This window comes from Kitasatospora sp. NEAU-CNBT7 (assembly GCF_057220535.1).
This window is the reverse complement of the sequence record NZ_JBXQQB010000023.1, coordinates 86,740-108,232: the sequence shown is the minus strand read 5'-3', so window position 1 is coordinate 108,232 and position 21,493 is coordinate 86,740. Positions and strand designations below refer to the sequence as shown.

18 protein-coding genes and 1 pseudogene are annotated in these 21,493 nt (G+C 75.3%); 14 read left to right on the top strand and 5 right to left on the bottom strand.

From position 1 onward, the window contains the following. Window positions 1-90 precede the first annotated feature (90 nt). The 8 genes from AC2TEW_RS26435 (at window position 91) to AC2TEW_RS26400 (ending at window position 8,816) form a co-directional block, all read left to right on the top strand. Complete coding sequence (locus AC2TEW_RS26435; protein ID WP_484625862.1) at window positions 91-1,287, top strand: ROK family transcriptional regulator; 1,197 nt, start codon at window positions 91-93, stop codon at window positions 1,285-1,287. A 112-nt stretch (window positions 1,288-1,399) separates the two neighbouring features. Beyond that, on the top strand, window positions 1,400-1,816 hold the full coding sequence (locus AC2TEW_RS26430; RefSeq protein ID WP_484625861.1) for a TOBE domain-containing protein: 417 nt from the start codon (window positions 1,400-1,402) through the stop codon (window positions 1,814-1,816). A gap of 66 nt (window positions 1,817-1,882) precedes the next feature. After that, the gene (locus AC2TEW_RS26425) at window positions 1,883-2,587 is read left to right on the top strand and encodes a glycerophosphodiester phosphodiesterase (RefSeq protein WP_484625860.1); all 705 of its coding nucleotides are present in this window, start codon (window positions 1,883-1,885) and stop codon (window positions 2,585-2,587) included. Then, window positions 2,584-3,687 (top strand): winged helix DNA-binding domain-containing protein, encoded by a 1,104-nt coding sequence (locus AC2TEW_RS26420; RefSeq protein ID WP_484625859.1) that lies wholly within the window; start codon window positions 2,584-2,586, stop codon window positions 3,685-3,687. The genes AC2TEW_RS26425 and AC2TEW_RS26420 overlap by 4 nt, the downstream gene beginning before the upstream one ends. Window positions 3,688-4,065: 378 nt before the next feature. Continuing rightward, entirely contained in the window at window positions 4,066-6,411 is a 2,346-nt protein-coding gene (locus AC2TEW_RS26415; RefSeq protein WP_484625858.1) for a SpoIIE family protein phosphatase, read from the top strand. Window positions 6,412-6,540: 129 nt separating this feature from the next. Beyond that, window positions 6,541-7,671: an AI-2E family transporter gene (locus AC2TEW_RS26410; RefSeq protein WP_484625857.1), complete on the top strand. Its 1,131-nt coding sequence runs from the start codon at window positions 6,541-6,543 to the stop codon at window positions 7,669-7,671. Between the two features lie 60 nt (window positions 7,672-7,731). After that, window positions 7,732-8,274, top strand: coding sequence for a GNAT family N-acetyltransferase (locus tag AC2TEW_RS26405; RefSeq protein ID WP_484625856.1), 543 nt, complete (start codon window positions 7,732-7,734; stop codon window positions 8,272-8,274). Continuing rightward, the gene (locus tag AC2TEW_RS26400; RefSeq protein ID WP_484625855.1) at window positions 8,271-8,816 is read left to right on the top strand and encodes a flavoprotein; all 546 of its coding nucleotides are present in this window, start codon (window positions 8,271-8,273) and stop codon (window positions 8,814-8,816) included. The genes AC2TEW_RS26405 and AC2TEW_RS26400 overlap by 4 nt, the downstream gene beginning before the upstream one ends. A gap of 45 nt (window positions 8,817-8,861) precedes the next feature. Here AC2TEW_RS26400 and AC2TEW_RS26395 read toward each other — a convergent pair whose 3' ends face one another. Beyond that, window positions 8,862-9,821: an alpha/beta hydrolase gene (locus tag AC2TEW_RS26395; RefSeq protein WP_484625854.1), complete on the bottom strand. Its 960-nt coding sequence runs from the start codon at window positions 9,819-9,821 to the stop codon at window positions 8,862-8,864. Between the two features lie 287 nt (window positions 9,822-10,108). On the opposite strand from AC2TEW_RS26395, the gene AC2TEW_RS26390 reads away from it, so the two are divergent. The 3 genes from AC2TEW_RS26390 (at window position 10,109) to AC2TEW_RS26380 (ending at window position 13,866) form a co-directional block, all read left to right on the top strand. Further along, the gene (locus tag AC2TEW_RS26390; protein WP_484625853.1) at window positions 10,109-10,894 is read left to right on the top strand and encodes a spermidine synthase; all 786 of its coding nucleotides are present in this window, start codon (window positions 10,109-10,111) and stop codon (window positions 10,892-10,894) included. 99 nt (window positions 10,895-10,993) lie between these two features. Then, window positions 10,994-11,842, top strand: a complete 849-nt coding sequence (locus AC2TEW_RS26385; protein ID WP_484625852.1) for a class I SAM-dependent methyltransferase — start codon at window positions 10,994-10,996, stop codon at window positions 11,840-11,842. A gap of 422 nt (window positions 11,843-12,264) precedes the next feature. Further along, window positions 12,265-13,866: an ABC-F family ATP-binding cassette domain-containing protein gene (locus tag AC2TEW_RS26380; protein ID WP_484625851.1), complete on the top strand. Its 1,602-nt coding sequence runs from the start codon at window positions 12,265-12,267 to the stop codon at window positions 13,864-13,866. Window positions 13,867-14,028: 162 nt separating this feature from the next. Here AC2TEW_RS26380 and AC2TEW_RS26375 read toward each other — a convergent pair whose 3' ends face one another. Then, entirely contained in the window at window positions 14,029-14,835 is an 807-nt protein-coding gene (locus AC2TEW_RS26375) for a carbon-nitrogen family hydrolase (RefSeq protein ID WP_484625850.1), read from the bottom strand. Window positions 14,836-15,003: 168 nt separating this feature from the next. On the opposite strand from AC2TEW_RS26375, the gene AC2TEW_RS26370 reads away from it, so the two are divergent. Beyond that, window positions 15,004-15,777 (top strand): SDR family NAD(P)-dependent oxidoreductase, encoded by a 774-nt coding sequence (locus AC2TEW_RS26370; RefSeq protein WP_484625849.1) that lies wholly within the window; start codon window positions 15,004-15,006, stop codon window positions 15,775-15,777. A gap of 247 nt (window positions 15,778-16,024) precedes the next feature. Here AC2TEW_RS26370 and AC2TEW_RS26365 read toward each other — a convergent pair whose 3' ends face one another. The 3 genes from AC2TEW_RS26365 to AC2TEW_RS26355 form a co-directional block, all read right to left on the bottom strand. Further along, window positions 16,025-17,329, bottom strand: coding sequence for a transcriptional regulator (locus tag AC2TEW_RS26365; protein ID WP_484625848.1), 1,305 nt, complete (start codon window positions 17,327-17,329; stop codon window positions 16,025-16,027). A gap of 150 nt (window positions 17,330-17,479) precedes the next feature. Then, a complete protein-coding gene (locus AC2TEW_RS26360) occupies window positions 17,480-18,490 on the bottom strand; it encodes an NAD-dependent epimerase/dehydratase family protein (RefSeq protein ID WP_484625847.1) in 1,011 nt (336 codons plus the stop codon). Beyond that, entirely contained in the window at window positions 18,487-19,497 is a 1,011-nt protein-coding gene (locus AC2TEW_RS26355) for a ScbA/BarX family gamma-butyrolactone biosynthesis protein (protein WP_484625846.1), read from the bottom strand. Before AC2TEW_RS26355 ends, AC2TEW_RS26360 begins: the two co-directional genes overlap by 4 nt. A 156-nt stretch (window positions 19,498-19,653) precedes the next feature. Between AC2TEW_RS26355 and AC2TEW_RS26350 the strand changes: the two genes are divergently transcribed. Both AC2TEW_RS26350 and AC2TEW_RS26345 read left to right on the top strand, forming a co-directional pair. Then, on the top strand, window positions 19,654-20,325 hold the full coding sequence (locus tag AC2TEW_RS26350) for a ScbR family autoregulator-binding transcription factor (RefSeq protein ID WP_484625845.1): 672 nt from the start codon (window positions 19,654-19,656) through the stop codon (window positions 20,323-20,325). A gap of 91 nt (window positions 20,326-20,416) precedes the next feature. Next, window positions 20,417-21,484 (top strand): annotated as a pseudogene (locus tag AC2TEW_RS26345) (IS630 family transposase). Window positions 21,485-21,493: the final 9 nt, after the last annotated feature.

Here is a 21,493-nt window from a genome sequence, read left to right as displayed (position 1 = left end):
TGCCTTCCCACGGTGCCGCCGGGCCCGCCGGCGCACCGATAAATTATCAGGAAGGGACCCTGATAGAAACCTCTGGAAGGATGCAGCTTCATGACCACCGCGCGTACGGCCACCCCGAGCACCGCCCGCGCCATCAACGACCGGCTGGCCCTCGACCTCCTGCTGGAGCGGGGACCGCTCACCGCGTCGGAGCTGCGCAGCCTCACCGGCCTGTCCCGGCCCACCGTCGCCGACCTGCTGGAACGCCTCCAGCGGGCCGACCTGGTGGCGCTCGCGGGCGAGAGCGCCCAGCTCCGGCGCGGCCCCAACGCCCGGCTGTACGCCCTGGTCGCCGACCGGGCCCACCTGGCCGCCATCGACGTCCGCGCGACCGGCGTCACGCTGGCCGTCGCCGACCTCACCGGCCGGACCCTGGCCACCGCCGAGATCCCGGCCGGCCCCGGCGAGGAGGACTTCGCCGCCCGCACCGTACGGGCCCTGCTGGCGGCCGCCGCCGAGGCCGGCGCCGAGCGGCTGCACACCGTCGCGGTCGGCGCCCCCGGCCTGGTCGACCCCGCCACCGGAGCGCTCAACAACTCGGGCAACCTGCCGCGCTGGCACACCGAACTGCTGTCCGCGCTGCGGGCCGGCGCCGGCGGCCCCGCACTGGACGGCGCCGAGGTGACCCTGGAGAACGAGGTCAACCTGGCCGGGATCGCCGAACACCGGCTCGGCGCCGCCCGCGACCGCGACACCTTCGCGCTGGTCTGGCTCGGCCACAGCGTCGGCGCCGCCGTGGTACTGGACGGCCGGCTGCGCCGCGGCGCCTCCGGCGGCACCGGCGAGATCTGCTTCCTGCCGGTCCCCGGCACCACCGCGCTGCCCAGCGCCACCGGCTGCGAGGGCGGCTTCCACTCGCTGGTCGGCAGCGTCGCGGTGGCCGAACTGGCGCAGCGCCACGGGCTGCCGGTACCGGACGCCGCCGGGCCGGTGCGGCGCGCCGAACTCCTGCTCCGGGACGCCGTCGCCGCCGGGGAGACGGCCTTCCTGGACGAGCTGGCCGAGCGGATCGCGATCGGCGCCGCCGCGATCTGCGTGGTCCTCGACCCCGGGTGCGTGGTGCTCGGCGGCGAACTGGGCCGGGCCGGCGGCGCCGACCTGGCGGCCCGGGTCGAGCGGCGCCTCGCCCGGCTGTCGCCGTTCTCCACCGAGGTGCGGGCGGGGACGGCAGGAGGCGGCGCGGTGCTGGCCGGTGCGCTGCTGACGGCCGGTGACGCGGCGCGCCGGGACCTGTTCGGCGGCGAGTGAGGCCCGCCCGGACGGCGGGCGGGCGACCCGCGAGGTGACGGTGCGTCGCCCGGCCGGCCCCCGGTAGGGCAGGATGGCGGCGACAGCCTTCCGATCACCGCAGGAGCGCACCATGGCCCAGCCCCACCGGCCGGTCCACTCGTACCGCATCGGCGAGGCCGCCGCCATGCTCGGCGTCAGCGCCGACACCATGCGCCGCTGGGTGGACGCGGGCCGGGTCGGTGCCGAGCGCGACGAGCACGGCCACCGGATCGTCCCCGGCGCGCAGCTCGCCGCGTTCGCCCGCGAGCTGGCCGAACCCGAGAACGCCGCGGCCGAGGGCCGCCCGTCCTCGGCCCGCAACCGCTTCCCCGGCATCGTCACCCAGGTGGTGCTCGGCGACGTCGCCGCCCAGGTGGAGATCCAGGCCGGACCGTTCCGGGTGGTCTCGCTGATCAGCCGGGACTCCGCGGAGGAGCTCGGCCTGGTGCCCGGCGCCCCCGCCACCGCGGTGATCAAGTCGACCAACGTCGTCATCGAACGCGCCTGAGGGTCTCGGACCGCCCCGACCCGGCCCCGAACGACACCCCGCCCGAGCCCCGAGGAAGGCCCCGCCATGAGCCGCGTGCTCGCCGTCGCCCACCGCGGCGACCCCTACCGCCACCGCGAGAACACCGTCCCCTCGGTGCTGTCCGCCTTCGCCGCCGGGGCCGACGCCGTCGAGGTCGACGTCCAGCTCACCCGTGACGGCGTCCCCGTCCTGCTGCACGACCCGACCCTGGAACGCTACTGGGGCGACCCGCGCGCCGTCGCCCGCCTCACCCTGGACCAGCTCGCCGACCTCGGCAGCCCCGGCCTGCGGGTGCCGACCCTCACCGAGGTGCTGAAGGCCACCGACGGGATACCGGCCGGGCGCCTGCTGATCGACCTCGACACGGCCGGCCCCGCGGCCGCCACCTGGGAGGCCGTCACCGCGTTCGGCGCCGAGGACCGGGTGGCCTTCTGCGGACCGGTCACCGCCATGCTCGCCATCCGCGAACTCGCCCCCGCCGCGGAGGTGGCACTGACCTGGAAGCAGCCCACCCTGCCGGTCAGCGCCCTGCTCACGGACCTTCGCCCGCACGCGATCAACCCGCCGTTCGGCCTGGTCGACGAGGCGTTCACCGCCGCCGCCCACGCCGCCGGCCTCACCGTCTCCACCTGGACCGTCGACCTGCGCCGCACCATGCGCCGGATGCTGCGGGCCGGGGTCGACTCCATCACCTCCAACCGGCCCGCCCTGCTGCGCTCGGTGATCGACCGCGCGGCCGGCGCCCGGTGAGTGCCGCGGCACCCGGGGAACCCACCCCCCGGGAGCTCGGCCGCGCCCTGCTGGCCCGTCAGCACCTGCTCGAACGCTCCGCCGCCGACCCGCTCGCGATGATCCGCCACCTGGTCGGCCTGCAGGCCCAGGCGGCGCCCGAGCCGCCGTACCTCGGCCTGCTGTCCCGGATCGAGGGACTGCGGCCCGAGCAGCTCAGCGCGCCGATCGAGGACCGGCGGGTGGTCCGGATCGCCCTCCAGCGCGGCACCATCCACCTGGTCACCGCCGACGACTGCCTGACGCTGCGCCCGCTGCTGCAGCCCGTCCTCGACCGGGCCTTCGGCTCCAACTGGGGGAAGCGGCTGCCCGGCGTCGACCTGGACCGGGTGGCGGCCCGCGCCCGCGCCCTGGTCGAGGCGAAGCCGTTGACCTTCCAGCACCTCGGCGCGGAACTGGCCGGGCACGACCCGGGGGCCGACCCGGCCGCGCTCGCCCAGGCCGCCCGCTGCCGGCTGCCGCTGGTCCAGGTCCCGCCGCGCGGGCTGTGGGGGCGCGGCGGACCGGCCGCGCACACCACCGCCGAACACTGGCTCGGCCGCCCGCTGGACCCCGCGCCCGTGCTCGACGCGATGGTGCTGCGCTACCTGGCCGCGTTCGGGCCGGCCGGCGCGGCCGACGTGCAGAAGTGGTGCGGACTGACCGGACTCGCCGCCGTCCTGAGGCGGCTCGCCCCGCAGCTGGTCACCTTCCGCGACCGGGCCGGACGGACCCTCTACGACCTGCCGGACGCGCCCCGCCCGGACGCCTCGGTGCCCGCGCCCGTCCGGCTGCTCGCCCCCTTCGACAACCTGCTGCTCTCGCACGCGGACCGCACCCGGGTGCTCCCCGAGGAGTACCGCCCGCGGATCATGACGCAGAACGGCATCGTGCTCGGCTCCGTCCTGGTGGACGGGCTGGTCGCCGGGTCCTGGCGGACCGGGGACGACGGGGTGCTCCGGGTCCGCGCCTTCACCCGGCTCGGCCGGGCCGACCTGGCCGGCATCGAGCGGGAGGGCGCACGGGTACTGGCCTTCGGCGGCGACCCCGGCGCCCGGGTGGCGGTCGAACAGGACGGCTGAGCGGGCCGTCCTCCGAGGTCGGGTCCGCTGCCCGGCGGGGGCCGGGGTGGGTGTTCTGCGCACCCGCCGCGCCCGGCCCGCGGCCGTGGCTCCGACGTCGGTACGGCACCTCGAGGGGCCTCCCGCGGGCTGCCCGTACCGTCCTTTTCCCCGGTCGGGTGCGCTGTCCGGCGGGGGCCGGGGTGGGCGTTCTGCGCACCCGCCGCGCCCGGCCCGCGGCCGTGGCTCCGGCGCGGGGGCGGCACCTCGAGGGGCCTCCCGCGGGCCCGTAGGGCCGTCCGCAGGAGCGGGCGCCGCCCGCGCCCGGGGGCGGCCGGGTCGGGCAAGCTAGGTGGTAGAGGTGGTGACGTGGCACATGATGATCCGCATGATCCGCTGATGGTCGTCGACGCCGTCGGCACGCTGGCCAGGTGGAGCCGGCGGGCGGAGGAACTGCTGGGGTACCCGGCGGGCGAGGTGCTGGGCCGGCCGGCCACCGTGCTGGCGGCGGAGCCGGCCGGCGGCGCCGACGGGCAGCCGCGACCGGCCAGGGCGGTGCTCCGGCACCGCGACGGCCACCACGTCACCGTCGACCTGCGGGTGCGGCCGACGCCGGCCCCCGGCGGCGGCCTGGCCTGGGCCGTCAGCCGGATCCCCGAGGGCACCACCGCCGGGGACGGGCTGCGCGAGGCACTGCTGGACGCACTGTTCACCCGCTCCCCGGTCGGGCTGCACCTGCTCGACACGGACCTGCGGATCGTCCGGGTCAACACCGCCACCCGGAACCTGCGCGGCGTCCCCGAGGAGCGGATGATCGGCCGCCTGCTCACCGAGGCGTACGACCTCGAGGACGCCGACGCGCTGGCGCGGATGCTGCGCCGCCTGCTGGCCGACGGGCAGCCCGTGCAGGGACTCCTGGTCCGCGTCCGGCCCGAGTCCGCCCCCGGGCGGATCCGCTCGGCCGACGTCACCGCGTTCCGCCTGGAGGGGCCGGACGGCGAGGTGCTGGGCGCGGCGGTGACCGCCGTGGACGTCACCGAACGCGAGGCCTCCCGGATCCGGGTCCGGACCCTCGGCACGGTCCGTGAACGGGTCGGCCGGACCCTGGACACCGTGATCACCTGCCAGGAGCTGGCCGACGCCGTGGTCCCGGACTTCGCCGACCTCGTCGTGGTCGAGGTGGTGGACGCCGTGGTCCGCGGCGACGACCCCCCGCTCGGCCCGCTCGGCCAGGACGTGCCGCTGCGCCGCGCCGCCTACCAGGTCCGGGCCGGCATCGACGACGCCCCGGCCTACCCGGTGGGCGACGTCCGCACCCTGCCCTGGCCGAGCCCGTACGCGCAGAGCGTGGCCGACCTGCAGCCCCGGGTGCTCCCGCTCGGCCCCGACACACCGTGGCTGGACATCGACCCGCACCGGGGCGAGGCGATCCGGGCGTCCGGCGCCCACAGCCTCATCTCCGTGCCGCTGGTGCTGCGCGGCACCGTCCTCGGCCTGCTCAGCCTGTACCGGGTCGCCCTCCCGCCGTTCGAGCAGCAGGACGTCGACCTCGCCCTCGACCTGGCCGCGCACACCGCGCTGTGCATCGACAACGCCCGCCGCTTCGCCCGCGAGCACACCATCGCCGCCACCCTGCAGCGGCGCCTGCTGCCCACCGACCCCACCGTGCGGGCCACCGTCGAGTCGGCCCACCTGCACGTGCCCGGCGGGGGCGGCGGAGGCTGGTTCGACACCATCGCGCTGCCGGGCGCCCGGACCGCCCTGGTGGTCGGGAACGTCTCCGGCAGCGGCATCCACACCGCCACCACCATGGGGGAGCTGCGCACCGTCATCCACACCCTGGCCGCCCAGGACCTGGAACCCGACGAACTGCTCGCCCGGCTCAACGACACCACCGTCCACCTGGCGGCCGAACGGGCCGGCCTGCCGCCCGGCGACCCGCTGCACCGCGAGCCGCTCTCCGCCACCTGCGTGTACGCCGTCTACGACCCGGTCACCCGCACCTGCACCATCGCCAGCGCCGGCCACCCGGCGCCGGTCCTGGTCTCCCCGGACGGCGCGACCACGGTGGCCGAGGTGAGCGGCGGGCCGTCGCTGGGCAGCACCGACGAGGAACCCTTCCCGACCGCCGTCGTCACCCTGGCCGACGGCAGCGTCCTCGCCCTGTACACCCCGGCCCTGCTGGCGGACGGCCCGGCAGCCGCCGGTCCCGAGGCGCTGCGCCGGGTCCTGGACGACCCGGCCGCCCCGCTCCAGGACCAGTGCGACCGGGCGCTCTACGGTCTGCTGGGCGGCCCCGGGCAGGGCGCCGACCCGGCCGGTGACGCGATCCTGCTGCTCGCCCGGACCCACGCCGTCGACCCGGGGCTGGTCGCCAGCTGGCCGCTGCCCGCCGACCGCACGGCCCCCGCCATCGCCCGCGCCCACGCCCGCGACCGGCTCGCCCGCTGGGGCGTGGACGAGGAGACCGGGTACGCCGCCGAGCTGATCGTCAGCGAGCTGGTCACCAACGCCGTCCGGTACGGCGATCCGCCGCTGTCGCTGCGGCTGATCAAGGACCGGGCGCTCAGCTGCGAGGTCCACGACGCCGGGGCGACCGCACCCCGCCTGCGGCACGCCAGGACCGTGGACGAGGGCGGCCGCGGCCTGTTCATCGCCGCCCAGCTGGCCCGCAGCTGGGGCACCCGGTACACCGCCGACGGCAAGACCGTCTGGACCGAGCAGCCGCTGCCGCCACCCGCCTGACCGGCCCCGCCCCGAGGGGCGGCACCCGATCGCGCCGGACGCGCCACGGAACGGATCAATTCCGGCATACCGGCTGATCATCTGCTGAGATCGGTCGATCGGGACTGGCCGGCCAACGCGGAGGTGCCCATGTCGGCGGAGCCCCCGCCCCCCGCCCCGGCGGGCGGCCCGGCCCGGGACGACCGCCGCCCGTACCGCTGGCTGCCGCCCGCGGTCCGGGCCACCGCCGCCTGGTCCGCCGCGGTGATCCTGTTCATCGGGGTGGCGGGCCTGGTGGTCTACGCGTTCGTCGCGCTGCGTGCCGCCACCGTCCCGCTGCTGCTCGCCCTGCTGGCCACCGCCCTGCTCTACCCCGTGGTGCCCTGGCTGGTGCGCCACGGCCTCGGCCGGGCCGCGGCCGCCGGCCTGACCTGCGTGGTCCTGGTGATCGGCGTCCTCGGCGTGCTCGCCCTGCTGGTCAACTCGCTGGTGCACAGCGCCCCGCAGATCGCCACCGCGCTCCAGGACGCGGGCGCGCGGATCGCCTCCTGGCTCGGCCCGTTCGGCGACAAGATCCAGCACGCCCTCGAGCAGGCCTCCGGCTCCGGCAGCCGGCTGGTCGGCTCGCTCGCCGACGGTGTCGTCTCCGGCCTCGGCCTGGCCACCCAGGTCGCCACCGGCGGCGTCCTCGGCCTGGCGCTGGTCTTCTTCTTCCTGCGCGACGGCCACCGCAGCCCCGACCTGGTCCGCTCCTACCTGCCCGGCCAGGCCGCCGAGACGGTCATCGCCTGCGGCCGGCAGGCCTTCGAGGCGATGGCCGGCTTCATGCGCGGCACCACCCTGATCGCGCTGATCGACGCCACCTTCATCACCATCGGCCTGGTGGCCCTCGGGGTCCCCGGCGCGGCCGGCCTCGGCGCCCTGGTCTTCCTCGGCGCGTACATCCCGTTCATCGGGGCCTTCCTGTCCGGCTCCGCCGCCGTCCTGGTCGCCCTGGCCGACGAGGGCCTCGGCACCGCGCTGTGGGTGCTCGGCGTGGTGCTCGCCGTCCAGGCGATCGAGGGGAACATCCTCCAGCCCGTCATCCAGAGCCGCACCGTCGAACTCCACCCGGCCACCATCATGATCGCCGTGGTGGCCGGCTCCGGCGTCGCCGGCATCATCGGCGCCCTGCTGGCGGTCCCGCTGAGCGCGGCCGCCCTCGGGGTGGTGTCCGTGCTGCGCGGCACCGCCGGCACCCGCCGGCGCGGCGCCGGCCCGCCCGGCCCCGACCGGGGCTGATCCGGCCGGGCCCGGCAATTCGCTTGCGGCCGTGCCGCGGCCTTCGGTACCACTGGCCCCATGATGCAAGGCGAGAAGGTCACCCTCCGGGCCCGCACCGAGGCCGACGTCCCGATCCTGCACGCCGACCTCTACGACGACGTGCTGAACCGCTCCCGCGACAGCGCGAAGCCCTGGCGGCCGGTCGCGGCCGGCCCGCACTCTCCGTTCGGCCCGGCCGCACCGACCGACACCTCCGCGGCGTTCTCCGTGGTCGAGGCCGCCACCGGCGAACTCGCCGGCGAGGCCAACCTCTGGGGCATCGACCTGCACAACCGGGTCGGCCACCTCGGCCTGTCGCTGCGCCCCGCCTTCCGCGGCCGGGGCCTGGGCACCGACGTCGTCCGGGTGCTGTGCGAGTACGGCTTCGCCGTGCGCGGCCTGCACCGGCTGGCCATCGAGACCCTGGCCGACAACGCCGCCATGCGCGGCGCCGCCCGCCGCGCCGGCTTCGCCGAGGAGGGCACGCTGCGCGCCTCCGCCTGGGTGTACGGCGAGTTCATCGACGAGGTGTACTTCGGCCTGCTCGCCGACGAATGGCGATCCGCCCGGGGCCGCGCATGACCGCCGGCCGGGCGCCCTTCCTGTACGTGGTGGTCTGCGCGGCCGGGGTGGCCGAGGGCGTCGGCACCCTGATCGGCGCCGCCCAGCGCGAAGGCTGGCAGGTCGGCGTGGTCGCCACACCGCCCGCGCTCGCCTTCATCGACCCGCAGGCCGTCCAGGAGCTCACCGGCCACCCGGTCCGCTCGGCGTGGCGCCGGCCCGGCGACCCCAGGCCGCTGCCGCCCGCCGACGCCGTCGCCCTCGCCCCGGCCACCTTCAACACCGTCAACAAGTGGGCCGCGGGCATCTCCGACACCCTCGCCCTCGGCATCCTCTGCGAGGCACCCGGTCTCGGCACGCCCGTCGCCGTCCAGCCCTGCCTCAACACTGCCCAGGCCGCCCACCCGGCCTACCGGGCCGCGCTGGACACCCTGCGCTCGATGGGCGTGCTGATCGGGACCCAGCCGCCGGTCACCGGCAAGGAGACCGCGGGGTTCGCCTTCGACTGGACCGAGCCGCTCACCCTGCTGCGCCCGGTCCTGCGGGCCCACCGCGGCGCCTGACCGCGGCGCCCGCACGGTCCGACCGCGGCGCCCGGCCGCGGCGGCTCAGCCCTGCGCGGCCGGGAAGTACGCGTCGAGCCAGCGGTCCAGCTCGGCGAAGACCTGCTCCCGGGCGGCCGGCGCGGACAGCACCAGGTCGTGCATGCCGCCCTCGATCCGCACGGTGGTGACGTGGCGGCCGAGCCGCGGCGCCAGGGCGGCGATGTCGTCGGCGCGCAGCACGGCGTCGGTGTGCAGCAGCGCCGGGTCCCACTTGCTGGTCACGGTGGACGCCGTCGAGGCCATCAGCAGCACCGGGCAGTCGATCTGCAGCCCGTGCCGGACCTGGCGGTGGCCGCGCTGGACGGCGGCCAGCCAGCCCGCGTACAGCGGGAAGCCCTCGGCGGGCTTCAGGGTGAGGTCGAAGTCCCAGCTGCCGCGGTGGTCGCGGTGCAGGCTGTGCACGTAGTGCGGGTTGAGCGGGGCCGGCAGCTTGCGGGTGGCGGCGAACCGGCCGAGCGCCTCGAGGGCGGGAGCGCCCAGGGTGCGGACCGCGGGCGCGGCCGGCATCGACAGGAACGGACTGTTCAGGAACAGCCCGTCGACCAGGCCCCGCCCGGCCCGCCGGGAGGCCCACAGGGCGGCCGCCAGACCCCCGGTGGAGTGGCCGTTGACCAGCAGCCGGGTGTGGCCGTCCTGCTCGCGGATGATCCGGACCGCCTCGTCCAGCTCCTCGTCGTACGCGGTCAGGTCGCGGACGAAGTTCGGGGACTGATGCGGCCGCAGCGAGCGGCCGTACTTGCGCAGGTCCAGGGCGTAGAACGAGAACCCGGCCGCGACGAAGTGGTCGGCGAGGTTGGTCTGGAAGAAGTAGTCGGTGTACCCGTGCAGGTAGAGCACCGCGCGGGTGGCCCCGGGCACCGGCCGCCGGACCAGGGTCGCCGAGACCGGCCCCTCCTCGTCGGCGGTCAGCGGCAGCTCGGCCGCCTCGTACGGGGTACCCAGGATGTCTTCTCGGAACTCCACGTCTGCCGCACCCATAATCTCTGCCTCGACCTGCCGTGACGGGGGACCACCAGCCCAGACCGTGTTTGACAAGGCCTGGCGGGCACGACCATACCGGTCGGTAGCCCGGTGCGTGGCGGCGGCCGGGCCGCCGGGGCCTATGCTGCCGTCATGCCGAGACCAGCCGCCGCGGGGACCCGCCGTGACCTGCCCCGCCGAGCCCCGGCGACCGCCGCGTGAGCGGCCCCGCGCCGGCCCCCGAACCCCGCCCGGGAGAACGGGCGGTCGGCCTCGGCACCGCCAAACTCATGCCCGACCTCGACCGGGACGGCGGCTGGCTGCTCACCCTCGACGGCACCCCGCAGTCGTACGTCGACCTGACGGACCCGACCCACCTGGAGTTCGAGTACGTCCGCCGCCTCGCCCACCTCGCCGACGCCGTCGCCCCGGCGGGCCGGCCCCTGACCGCCCTGCACCTGGGCGGCGGCGCGCTCACCCTGCCCCGCTACCTCGCCGCGACCCGGCCCGGCTCCCGCCAGCGGGTGGTCGAGGTGGACGGGCCGCTGGTGCGCTTCGTCGCCGACCTGCTGCCCTGGCCGGAGGGCATCGAGGTCACCGTCGGCGACGCCCGGGCCGCCCTCGCCGAGGCACCCGCGGCCGCCGCGGACCTGCTGGTCGCCGACGTCTTCCACGGCTCCCGCACCCCGGCCCACCTCACCACCGTGGAGTTCCTGGAACTGGCCGCCGCCGCCCTGCGCCCCGGCGGCTGCTACGTGGCCAACCTCGCCGACGGCCCGCCGCTGGCCTTCGCCCGGGCGCAGGCGGCGACCCTGCGCCGGGTCTTCCCTCACACCTGTCTGATCGCCGAGCCGGCCGTGCTGCGCGGGCGCCGCTACGGCAACATCCTGCTGGCCGGCTCCACCGGCGACCTGCCGGTCCGGGAGCTGAGCCGGCGGGTGGCCGCCGACCCGTTCCCCGCCCGGCTCGCCGACGGGGACGAGCTTGCCGGGCTCGTCCGCGGCGCCCGCCCGGTCACCGACGCCCGTGCCGAGGACTCGCCGCCGCCGCCCGACGGCGCCTTCAGCGTGGGCTGACCCGGCCCGGCGGCGGACGCCGCGCCCGGTCGGTGCACGGCCGGGCGCCCGCGCGGATGTCAGAATGCCGGGGTACCGGACGGGTGGAGGAGCGGGGACATGACGGACGATCAGCCGACGAGGGTCAAGGCCGACCTGGCGGACGTGCCACGGACCGCGCTGTGGACCCTCTACCAGCGCGCGGTCGAGGCCCGGCGGCCCGACCGGATCCTGCACGACCCGAAGGCCGTCGAACTGGTCGACCGGATCGACTACCCGTTCGCCGAGCAGTTCGGCACCAGCGCCGTCCAGGCCCAGCTGCAGGCGCTGCGGGCGTCCTGCTTCGACCGCGAGGTGGCGGACTTCCTGGCCCGGGAGCCGCGCGGCACGGTGGTCTGCCTGGGGGAGGGGCTGGAGACCCAGTACTGGCGGGTCGACAACGGCCGCGCCCAGTGGCTCACCGTCGACCTGCCCGAGGCGGTGGAACTGCGCGAGCGGCTGCTGCCGCCCGGCCCGCGCCAGCGCTACCTCGCCGCCGACGCCACCGACCTGCGGTGGGCCGAGCAGGTGGACCGCGGCCGGGAGGTGCTGATCACCGCCCAGGGCCTGCTGATGTACCTCCGGCCGCCGCAGGTGAAGGCCCTGATCGCGGGCTGCGCGGAGGCCTTCCCCGGCGCGACCTTCCTGCTCGACGCCGTGCCGCGGTGGTTCGGCGCGCTGTCGGTCCGCGGCCGGCTGCGGACCGGCAGTTACCAGGCGCCCCCGATGCCGTGGGCGATGGACGCGGACGAGCGGGCGAAGCTGCGTACCGCCAGTGCGGCGGTGGCCATGGTGCGGGACGTCCGGCCGGTCGGCGGCCGCGGGGCGGTGGGCGCCCTGCTGCCGTTCGCGCTGAGGGTCCCGCCGCTGTCCGCCTTCCGTCCGTCGGTCACCGCCCTGGAGTTCGCGGGCCCGACCGGGCAGCCGTAGCCGGAGGACATTCCGGGCGGTGTCCCCGGGCGGACACGGTCGGCGCGGGCAGCTTCGGTGCTGCCCGCGCCGATCTGCGTCTGCGCAGGTCGAGGCCATGATCGGAGCCCGTCCCACGGGGCCGCGCGGGACGTGTCGCGGCGGCGGATCCGGGCGGAGCCGGAAATCGGGGGAGCGGATCCGCGGAGATAGGTATACGCTGTAGAAGAACTGCCGCCGTTCATTGGAGAAGGCCGTTGCTCTTCTGAGGTCATGTCACGCCGCACCCGCGTTGGTGCGCGCCGCGCTCCCGCCGACGGGCCGTCAGGGCCCGCCGTACGACAGCCGCTCCCCCCGTGGAACCACCGGGGACCGGCGATGTCGCTCCGTGATCGCCGCCCCGCCGAGCCGGGGCCCATGACTCCTCAGGAGGCTCCATGTCCATGGCCAACACGTCCGTCGTCTGCTCCGAGCTCAGCTTCGCCTGGCCGGACGGAACCCCCGTCTTCGACGACTTCTCCCTGGTCGTCGGGTCCGGCCGGACCGGCCTGATCGGCGTCAACGGCTCCGGGAAGTCCACCCTGCTGCGGCTGATGGCCGGCGAACTCACCCCGGCGAGCGGCTCGGTCAAGGTCACCGGCGAGCTGGGCTACCTCCCGCAGACCGTGGTCCTCGACGCCGAGGTCCGGGTCGAGGAACAGCTCGGCATCGCCGGGATCCGCCGCGCACTGAACGCGATCGAGGCCGGCGACACCCGCGAGGAACTCTTCACCGTGGTCGGCGACGACTGGGACGTGGAGGAGCGCGCGCGGGCGACGCTCGACCGCCTCGGGCTCACCCAGGTACCGCTGGAGCGCCGGATCGGCGAACTCTCCGGCGGGGAGTCGGTCCTGCTGTGCCTCGCCGCGCAGTTCCTGCGCCGTCCCGACGTGCTGTTCCTCGACGAGCCGACCAACAACCTCGACCTGGAGGCCCGCCGCAGGCTCTACGACGCGGTCGCCGCCTGGAAGGGGTCGATGGTGATCGTCAGTCACGACCGCGAACTGCTCGACCTGGTGGACCAGATCGCGGACCTGCGGGACGGCGAGGTGCGCTGGTTCGGCGGCAACTTCGCCGAGTACGAGCGGGTCCTCGCCGTGGAACAGGAGGCGGCCGAGCGGATGGTGCGGGTGGCCGAGTCCGACGTCCGCAAGCAGAAGCGCGAACTGGCCGACGCCCGGATCAAGTTGGACCGGCGGGTGCGCTACGGCAACAAGATGTACGAGACCAAGCGCGAGCCCAAGGTGGTGATGAAGGAGCGCAAGCGGCAGGCACAGGTGGCCGCCGGCAAGCACCGCAACATGCACCTGGAGCGGCTCGAGGACGCCAAGGACCGGCTGACCGAGGCCGAGGAGGCGGTGCGCGACGACCGCGAGATCCGGGTCGACCTGCCGGAGACCTCGGTCCCGGCCGGGAAGACGGTGCTCACGCTCTCCGAGGTGGAGCTCCGCTACGGCACCCGCGCCCACCTGGAGGTGCGCGGAGCCGAGCGGATCGCCCTGGTGGGCCGCAACGGCGCGGGCAAGAGCACGCTGCTGCGGACCATCACCGGCGAACTGCCCGCGGTCGCCGGGGAGGTCAGGGTCGGCGTCCCGATGCGCTACCTGCCGCAGCGCCTCGACCTGCTCGACGAGCGGCTGACGGTGGCCCAGAACGTCGGCAGGTTCGCCCCCGAGGCCACCGACAACGCCATCCGGGCCCGGCTGGCCCGCTTCCTGTTCCGCGGCCGCCGGGCCGACCAGGAGGTCGGCACGCTCTCCGGCGGGGAACGGTTCCGGGCGACGCTCGCCGCGCTGCTGCTCGCCGAGCCGCCGCCGCAGCTGCTCCTGCTGGACGAGCCCACCAACAACCTGGACCTCGCCAGTGTCCGCCAGCTGACGCAGGCGCTCCGGGCCTACCAGGGGGCGCTCATCGTGGTCAGCCACGACGTCTCCTTCCTGCGGGACCTCGGGATCACCCGGTGGATCCGCGTCGACGGCGACACCGCGGACATCGATCCGCTGTGACGCCGCCGGCCGGCCCGTCCGGTCGCGTGCCCGTCCGTCCCACGGACACGCGACCGGACCGGCGGGCCGGATCCGGGACCCCGCCGTCCGGGACCCCGCGGCCCGGGGCCCGCTTCCCGGTACCCCGCGGTCCGGTACCCCGTGGCCCGGGGCCCCGCGGCCTCAGGCCGTCGGCAGGGGAGCGGGCAGCGGCAGGGCGAGGACCCGGTCGCGAAGGGCGGGGAAGTCGGCCCGGACGGTCCGGACCAGCGCGGGGTCGATGTCCACGGTGAGGACCTGCTCGGCGGCCCCCGCCTCGGCGACCACCTCACCGCGCGGGTCGACCACCAGGCTGTGCCCCGCCATCTCCACCCCGGCGTGGGTGCCGGCCGTCCCGCAGGCGAGGACGTACGCCTGCGACTCGACGGCGCGGGCCCGGGCCAGCACCGACCAGTGGCCGAGCCGGGCCGCGGGCCAGCCCGCGCACAGCACCAGGAGTTCGGCGCCCGCGTCGACCAGGAGCCGGAACTGCTCGGGGAAGCGCAGGTCGTAGCAGGTGGCCAGGCCGAGCGTGGTCGGCCCGGCGGGCGCGGTGACGATCTCGCTGCCCGCCTGCATCAGCACCGCCTCGCCGCTGTCGAAGCCGAACCGGTGGATCTTGCGGTAGGTGCGCTGCAGCTGCCCGTCCGGGCCCAGCAGCAGTGCGGTGTTGTGGAGCCGGCCCCGGTCGTCGCGTTCCACGATCGACCCGGCATGGACCCAGCTGCCGGCCTCGGCCGCGGCGGCGGCCAGCATCCGGCGGGTCGGACCGTCGAGCGGCTCGGCGCCCGCGGCGAAGTCGTCGAAGGAGAACGCGCCGACCGTCCAGAGTTCCGGCAGGACGACGAGGTCGGAGTCCGGCAGGCCGCGGACCAGGTCCGCGACGCGTCGGCGCCGGTCGGGGAGGGGCTCGGCGGGGTCGACGTCGAGCTGGAGCAGGGAGATGCGCATGGTGCCACCGTTCAGGGGTAGTCGGTCCGGGCCGCCGGTAAGGCGGTTACGGGAGCGGGGAGTTGACTTCGGGGAGCGGGCCTCGTGGCCGGACACCGGCGGTCCCCGGCCGGGCGCCGGTCCGGACCTGCGCCCATGCATGCGATCAACGGATGAAAGACTCGGCGAATGGCTGATGAACACGGATTCCTGTCCGGCAGAACGGTACTGATCACGGGTGCGAGCAGCGGCATCGGCGCCGCCGCGGCCCGGGTCTTCGCACGGGAGGGCGCGGCGGTGGTGCTCACCGCCCGCCGCGAGGAGCGGCTGGCCGCCCTGGTGGACGAGCTGCGTGCGCAGGGCGCCCGCGCCGAGTACGTGACGGCCGATGTGACGCGCTCCCAGGACGCGGTGCACGCGGTGGAGTTCGCGGTGGAGCGGTTCGGGCGGCTCGACGCGGCGTTCAACAACGCGGGCCACGGCGTCGGCCGGACACCGCTGCACCTGATGGACGACCAGGTCTACGACGAGATCATGGACACCAACGTCCGCGGGGTGTTCAACTGCCTGCGCCCGGAGATCGCCGCGATGCTGGCGAGCGGCACCGGCGGGGCGATCGTCAACACCAGCAGCACCGGCGGCCTGGTCGCCACCCCGGTCGCCGCGCCGTACGTGGTGTCCAAGCACGCCGTGATCGGCCTGACCAAGGCCGCCGCCGCGGAGTACGGCGGCCAGGGCATCCGGGTCAACGCGATCGCGCCCGGGACCACCCGCAGCGAGATGGTGGCCGACTGGTTCGCGCAGAACCCGGGCGCCGAGGAGATGCTGCACCGCGCCACCCCGCAGCCGCGGACCGCCGAACCCGAGGAGATCGCCGAGGCGGCCGCCTGGCTGTGCAGCGAGCGCGCCTCCTACGTCACGGGGGCCACGCTGGCCGTCGACGGCGGATTCACGATCCTCTAGAGCGCGGTCCTCCAGAGGCTGTCCGGCAGGCCTCGTCGGATCGGGGCGCGGCGCCGGGCGCCCGCCCGGGCGCGCGCCGGAGTCGGCCTCGTACCGGACCTGCTCGGGCGACCCTGGGGTGCGTCCGGTCCGGGGCACGTCCCCGCCGGAGGCCGGTGGACGATGGTCCGTCGCCGCGCGCCCGGCGGGACCCGCCGGACAGGCCCCGGCGCGCGACACGGCATCGGGTGCCGGGCCGGCGGTCCGGTCAGCCACGGCGCGGGCCCGGGCGTCGGCCGGCCGCCAGCCGGCGGTAGACCTCGATCGGCGAGGCGTGCGCCGCCACCGGCGCCGCGGCGGCGAACACCGCCTCCGGCTCGCGCAGCACCGGCCTGCGCCGGGGGCGGTCGCGGTGCCCGGGCACCACCCGCGCCGCGTACTCCTGCTCGCGGGCGCGCAGGGCCGCGAGCCCCTGCCGGATGCCCTCGGCGAGCAGCACCCGGACCGCCGGCGACGGGCCGTCGTCACCCGGGCCGCCGTGGTGGTGGTACGTGCGGTGGCGGGCCGCCGCGGAGCGGGCGCTGTCGCGGTCCGCCTCCAGCGCGGCGGCACGCTGACGCGGCGTCGCCCAGATCTCCGTCGCGCCGCGCAGCCGGTACGCGAGCAGGGCGGCCGGGCGCCGGATGTCCCGGGGCGCGTCCCTGAGGCACAGCCAGGCCCGGACCTCGTCCGCGCTCCAGCCCGCGTCCGCGACGGACCGGGCGAGCCAGGCCACCCTGGCGACCGGGGCGCGGTGCAGCCACGGCACGATCCGGACCAGCTCGGCGGCCAGCGCGAAGCGGCGGCGGACGGTGTTCGGCCGGCGGCCGCGCTCCGGGCGTGCCGTCGAACCTGCCGCCGTGGTCACCCGATTCCCCTCGGAGGGGTGAGTAGTACGGTCCGCAGAGATCGTATGAGAAGTACCCACCCGCATTGGGGTGCAATGGCGGCGTCCGGCCGGCCGTCCACGGCGCCGGGTCCGGGCCGCCTTGCGGGACAGTGCGGCGATCCGCCGGCGGCCGTGCTCGGCGATGCCGACCGGGCGGCGGCAGGGCCCGGAACCGCGGGTCCGCAGGCCCAGCGCCCGGTCGAAGGCGAGCGGGATGCAGCGGGCGAACTCCGAGGCCCGGCAGCCCAGTCCACGGATCCGGCCGCCCTTGACGAGATAGGCCAGCAGGCCGCACTCGCGCAGCGCCGCCAGGTGGTACTGGACCATGCGCTCACCCAGCGCGAGACGGCGCATCAGATAGGCGACACCCGGCCGGCACGGCGTCAGATCCTTGAGCAGGACAGCCAGCCGGAGCGTCGTTGCGCCGAGGCGCGGGTGCAGACGGGCCTCCAGGGCCCAGTGCACGGCCTGCATCCAGGAGTGACCGTCGCGGCTGATCCGGCCCGTGGTGGTCGACAGCCACTGGGCCGCGGGGGGTGCGAGCTGCGGCGCATCGGCGGGTACGGGGGCGACGGTGCCGGGGGCGGATGCGGCTGAGGACGGGGATGAGGCCGAGGTGCGCGGGTGCATCGGTGGGTGGTCCATCTGTTCGGGGTGTTCGGTGTGTGCGGTGCGTCCGGTGCGGCCGGTGTGCGGTTCGTCCGGCGGCGTGCGGGCGCGCGGCGACAGCGAAAGGCCCCGGTGGGTGCACACCGGGGCCTTGGCGCGTCGGCCCGGGAATCCGGGCGGGGGCGGCTACTGCGAGGTCGTCGACGGCTGTCCGTCCGCCCGGGTGAGCCCGAGCTGTTCGCGGTACCACGGGGCGTGGCGGGCCAGGGAGTCGGCGAACCCGGTACCTTCCGGGCAGCCGGACTCCCGCCACAGGCGGTCACTGGCGAACCAGTGGTCGGTGGTGAGCATGGCGAGGTGATGCAGGAGGGCGGGCTCCTCCGCGAGCCGTCTGCGGGCCTCGGCGGCCGGGACGTCCTCGGCGGCCGGCGGCAGGCCGACGGTCCGGACCAGGGCGTCGAACAGTTCGGCGCCGGTCACCGGGACGGGGTGGTTGGCGTGCCAGACGCCCGGGAGCCCGGCCGGCACGGTGGCGGCGGCGACCGCGGCGCGGGCCAGGTCGGCCACGTCGACCACCGACATCCGGGCCCGCCAGCCGTCGACGGACGCGGCCAGCCGCCCGTGGAGCCGGGCCAGTCCGGGGACCACCCAGCGGTCCCCCGTACCGAACACCAGGTGCGGGCGCAGGACCGTGCCACCGGCGTCGAGGACGATCCGCTCGGCTGCGGCGCGGCTGCGGCTGGCGGGGGAGCCCGGTGCGACCGTCAGGCTCTCGGGCCCGGCGTCGCGGAAGGTGCCGCGGCCGTACACGGACGCCGTGCTGACCTGGACGAGGCGGCGCACGCCGTGCCGCTGCGCCGCCTCGACCAGGGCGCGGGTGCCGTGCTCGTTGACGGCCTCGACCGCCTCGGCGGGCCCGGAGATCCGGGCGGCGCAGTGCAGCACGATGTCGATGCCGTCGCAGATGCCGTCCAGGGTGGCCGGATCGGTGAGGTCGGCGCGGACGTGTGCGGCGCGGAGGTGAGCGGCGCGGAGGTGCGGGGTGCCGGAGTGCGGTTCCTGGAGCGGGGATCGATGCTGCATCAGGGTCAGCCGGGCGCCGGGGACGGTGCGGGCGGCGGCGGCGACGTGCCGTCCGATGAAGCCGCCGGCGCCGGTGATCAGGATCCGGGGGGCGGTGCCGGGCGAGGGCGTCACCGGGCGGAGCCGGGGGTGCCGGTTCCGGGCGTGCCGGGGGCGCCGAGGACGCAGCTGAAGACCAGGGCGCCGTCCTGGAGGCCGGTGACCCGGACCGTGCGCTCGCCGGACCCGTTCGGGGCGAGCGGCTCGGCGTCGATCCAGCACGGGCGGTCGAGTTCGCAGTAGCGGTGGAACTCGCTCTTCATCCGGATCGGCAGAAACGGTTCTGCAGGGTCGGTCGCCTGGGCGGCCTGGCGGGCGGCCTCGACCAGCACCATACCCGGGACGTGGTCCACCGGGTGGTCGAACAGGATGGGGTGCCGGTCGTCGGCGCACAGCTGCCAGCGCAGCGGCCCGGCGGTGGGGGAGAGGACCACGTCGCTCTCCAGGAACCTGCCGACCACGGCCGGCGCCAGGGCGGCCGGCAGCGGGCGCAGGGCCGCGGCGGTACGGCGCTCGCCGCGCACCCGCCGGTAGACCTCCGGGCTGGTGCAGTCGAAGGAGGCGCCGCCGGAGGCGATCACCTGGCCGCCGCAGTAGAAGGTGACCTCGTAGCGCATGCCCAGCAGACGGCTGCCCCGGCGCCGGATGTCGGAGCAGATCACGTCCAGTTCGAGGTCGGCGGGTGCGGCGCCGACCGCGGCCCGGCCGGGCCGGACGCTGTGGTGCAGGCCCCACATCAGGAACTGGGCGCCCAGCGGGACGCCGAACTCGGCGTGGGCGAGCAGAGTACCGACCTGTCGGACTGTTTCGGCCGTGAGCAGCGGATCGTAGTGCCGGCTGACCGGGGTGAAGTAGCTGTGCGCCCGCGGCCACTGGCCGGTCAGCGCGAACCGGTTGTCGGCGGTGCGGCTCCAGCCGGTGAGGAAGACCTCGGCCACGGCCGCCCGGTGCACCAGTTCCCTGGGAACCGTGCTGGTCAGGCGGATTTCCTCGGCTGCCGGGCGGCGGCTGCCCGGTATCGCGCGCCGGGCCGGAACCTCGGTGGGCTGCATGATGTCGCGCGGAAGCGTTACAACAGACACGAATCCCCCATGAATGTCAGTGTCTTGGGGGCGGCAGCTCCACCCCTGTCGAGTAAGATACATACCAACCGGTTCTTTTGGTAGCCGGATGTGAAGGTCACTAGGCTGGCCGACCGGATCGCCCTCAGGGGGCGGACGTACGACAGGAGAGTCCCCATGGCAGTGAGGCAGGAGCGGGCCGTCCGCACCCGCAACGCGATCGTGCGCGCGGCCGCAGCGGTCTTCGACGAGTACGGCTTCGAGGCCGCCTCGGTCGCCGAGATCCTGGCCCGGGCGTCGGTCACCAAGGGGGCGATGTACTTCCATTTCACCTCCAAGGAGGACCTCGCCCGGGGCGTCCTGGCCGAGCAGACCATGCAGGTGGCGGTCCCGGAGTCGGGCTCCAAGGCGCAGGAGCTGGTCGACCTGACCATGCTGGTCGCCCACGGCCTGGTGCACGACCCGATCCTGCGCGCGGGCACCCGGCTCTCCCTGGACCAGGGCGCGGTGGACTTCTCCGACGCCAACCCGTTCGGTGCCTGGGGTGACATCTGTGCGCGGCTGCTGGCCGAGGGCAAGGAGCGCGGCGAGGTGCTCCCGCACGTCGACCCCAAGGAGACCGGCGACTTCATCGTGGGCTGCTTCACCGGTCTGCAGGCCGTCTCGCGGGTCATGTCGGACCGCCGGGACCTCGGCCGGCGGATCTCGGTGATGTGGAACCACGTCCTGCCCACGATCGTCGCGCCGTCCATGCTCACCTGGATCGACGTCAGCGAGGCGCGGATCGAGAAGGTGGCCGCCGCCGCTGTGGCGGCGCAGCCGGCGGAGGCGGCCCCGGACGTCGCCTAGTGTCCTGCGCCGGAGATCCGTCGTTAGATCCTGCGTGAGTGATTCTTCGGATGTGCCGGTGCGTCGTCGCGGTCCCGCGTTGGAGCCGCTGATGTTGTTCGACGGGGAGCGGGCGCTGCTGGCGCGGTGAGCCCGTCGGGCGACGTCGGCCCAGGCGCTCGCATTGAGGTCGCGGATCGTGTTGGCGTGCGACGGCCTCGAAGTGCCATCGATCGTCGGTGTCGCGCGGGAGTTGGGGATCGCCGCGGACACGGTCCGCAAGTGGCGGCGACGGTTCCTCGGCGAGCGGTTGGACGGGCTGGTGGACGAGCCAAGTCCGGGGCCGGCCCCCGAGCATCGCGGTGGACGAGGTCGAAGCGGTGGTCGTGGCGACGCTGGAGGAGATCCCGAGGAACGCGAGGCACTGGTCGCGGAGCTCGATGGCGGCCCGCAGCGGCCTGTCGAAATCCACGGTGGGGCGGATCTGGCGGAGGTTCCAGCTCAAGCCCCACCTGGCCGGCACGTTCAAGCTCTCGACCGACCCGTTCTTCGTCGAGAAGGTCCACGACGTGGTCGGGCTCTACTTGGACCCTCCCGAGGGGGCTGTGGTGCTGTCCGTCGACGAGAAGTCGCAGATCCAGGCCCTGAACCGGTCACAGCCGGTGCTGCCGGTGATGCCCGGCATGCCCCAGCGCCGCACCCACGACTACGTCCGCAACGGCCTGACCACCCTGTTCGCCGCCTTCGACACCGGCAGCGGAAGGTCATCACCTCTCTGCACCGCTGGCACCGCGCGGTGGAGTTCAGGAAGTTCCTCGTCAAGATCGACCAGGAAGTTCCCGACGGCCTGGACATCCAACTGATCTGCGACAACTACGGGACCCACAAGACCCCGGCGACCCGGGCCGGGCTGTCGCAGCACCCCAGATTTCACATGCGTGCACTTCACCCCGACCGGATCCTCCCGGATCAACCAGGTCGAACGCTGGTTCGGCTTCCTTGCCGACCAGATGATCCGCCGCGGATCCCACACGAACGTCCAGTCTCTCGAACGCGACATCCGCACCTGGGCCAAGAACTGGAACTAGGGCCCCACACCGTTCACGTGGACCAAACCGCCGACGAGATCCTCGACTCCCTTGCCCGATTCTGCCGGCGGATCTCCGGCGCTGGACACTAGCTCCGGACG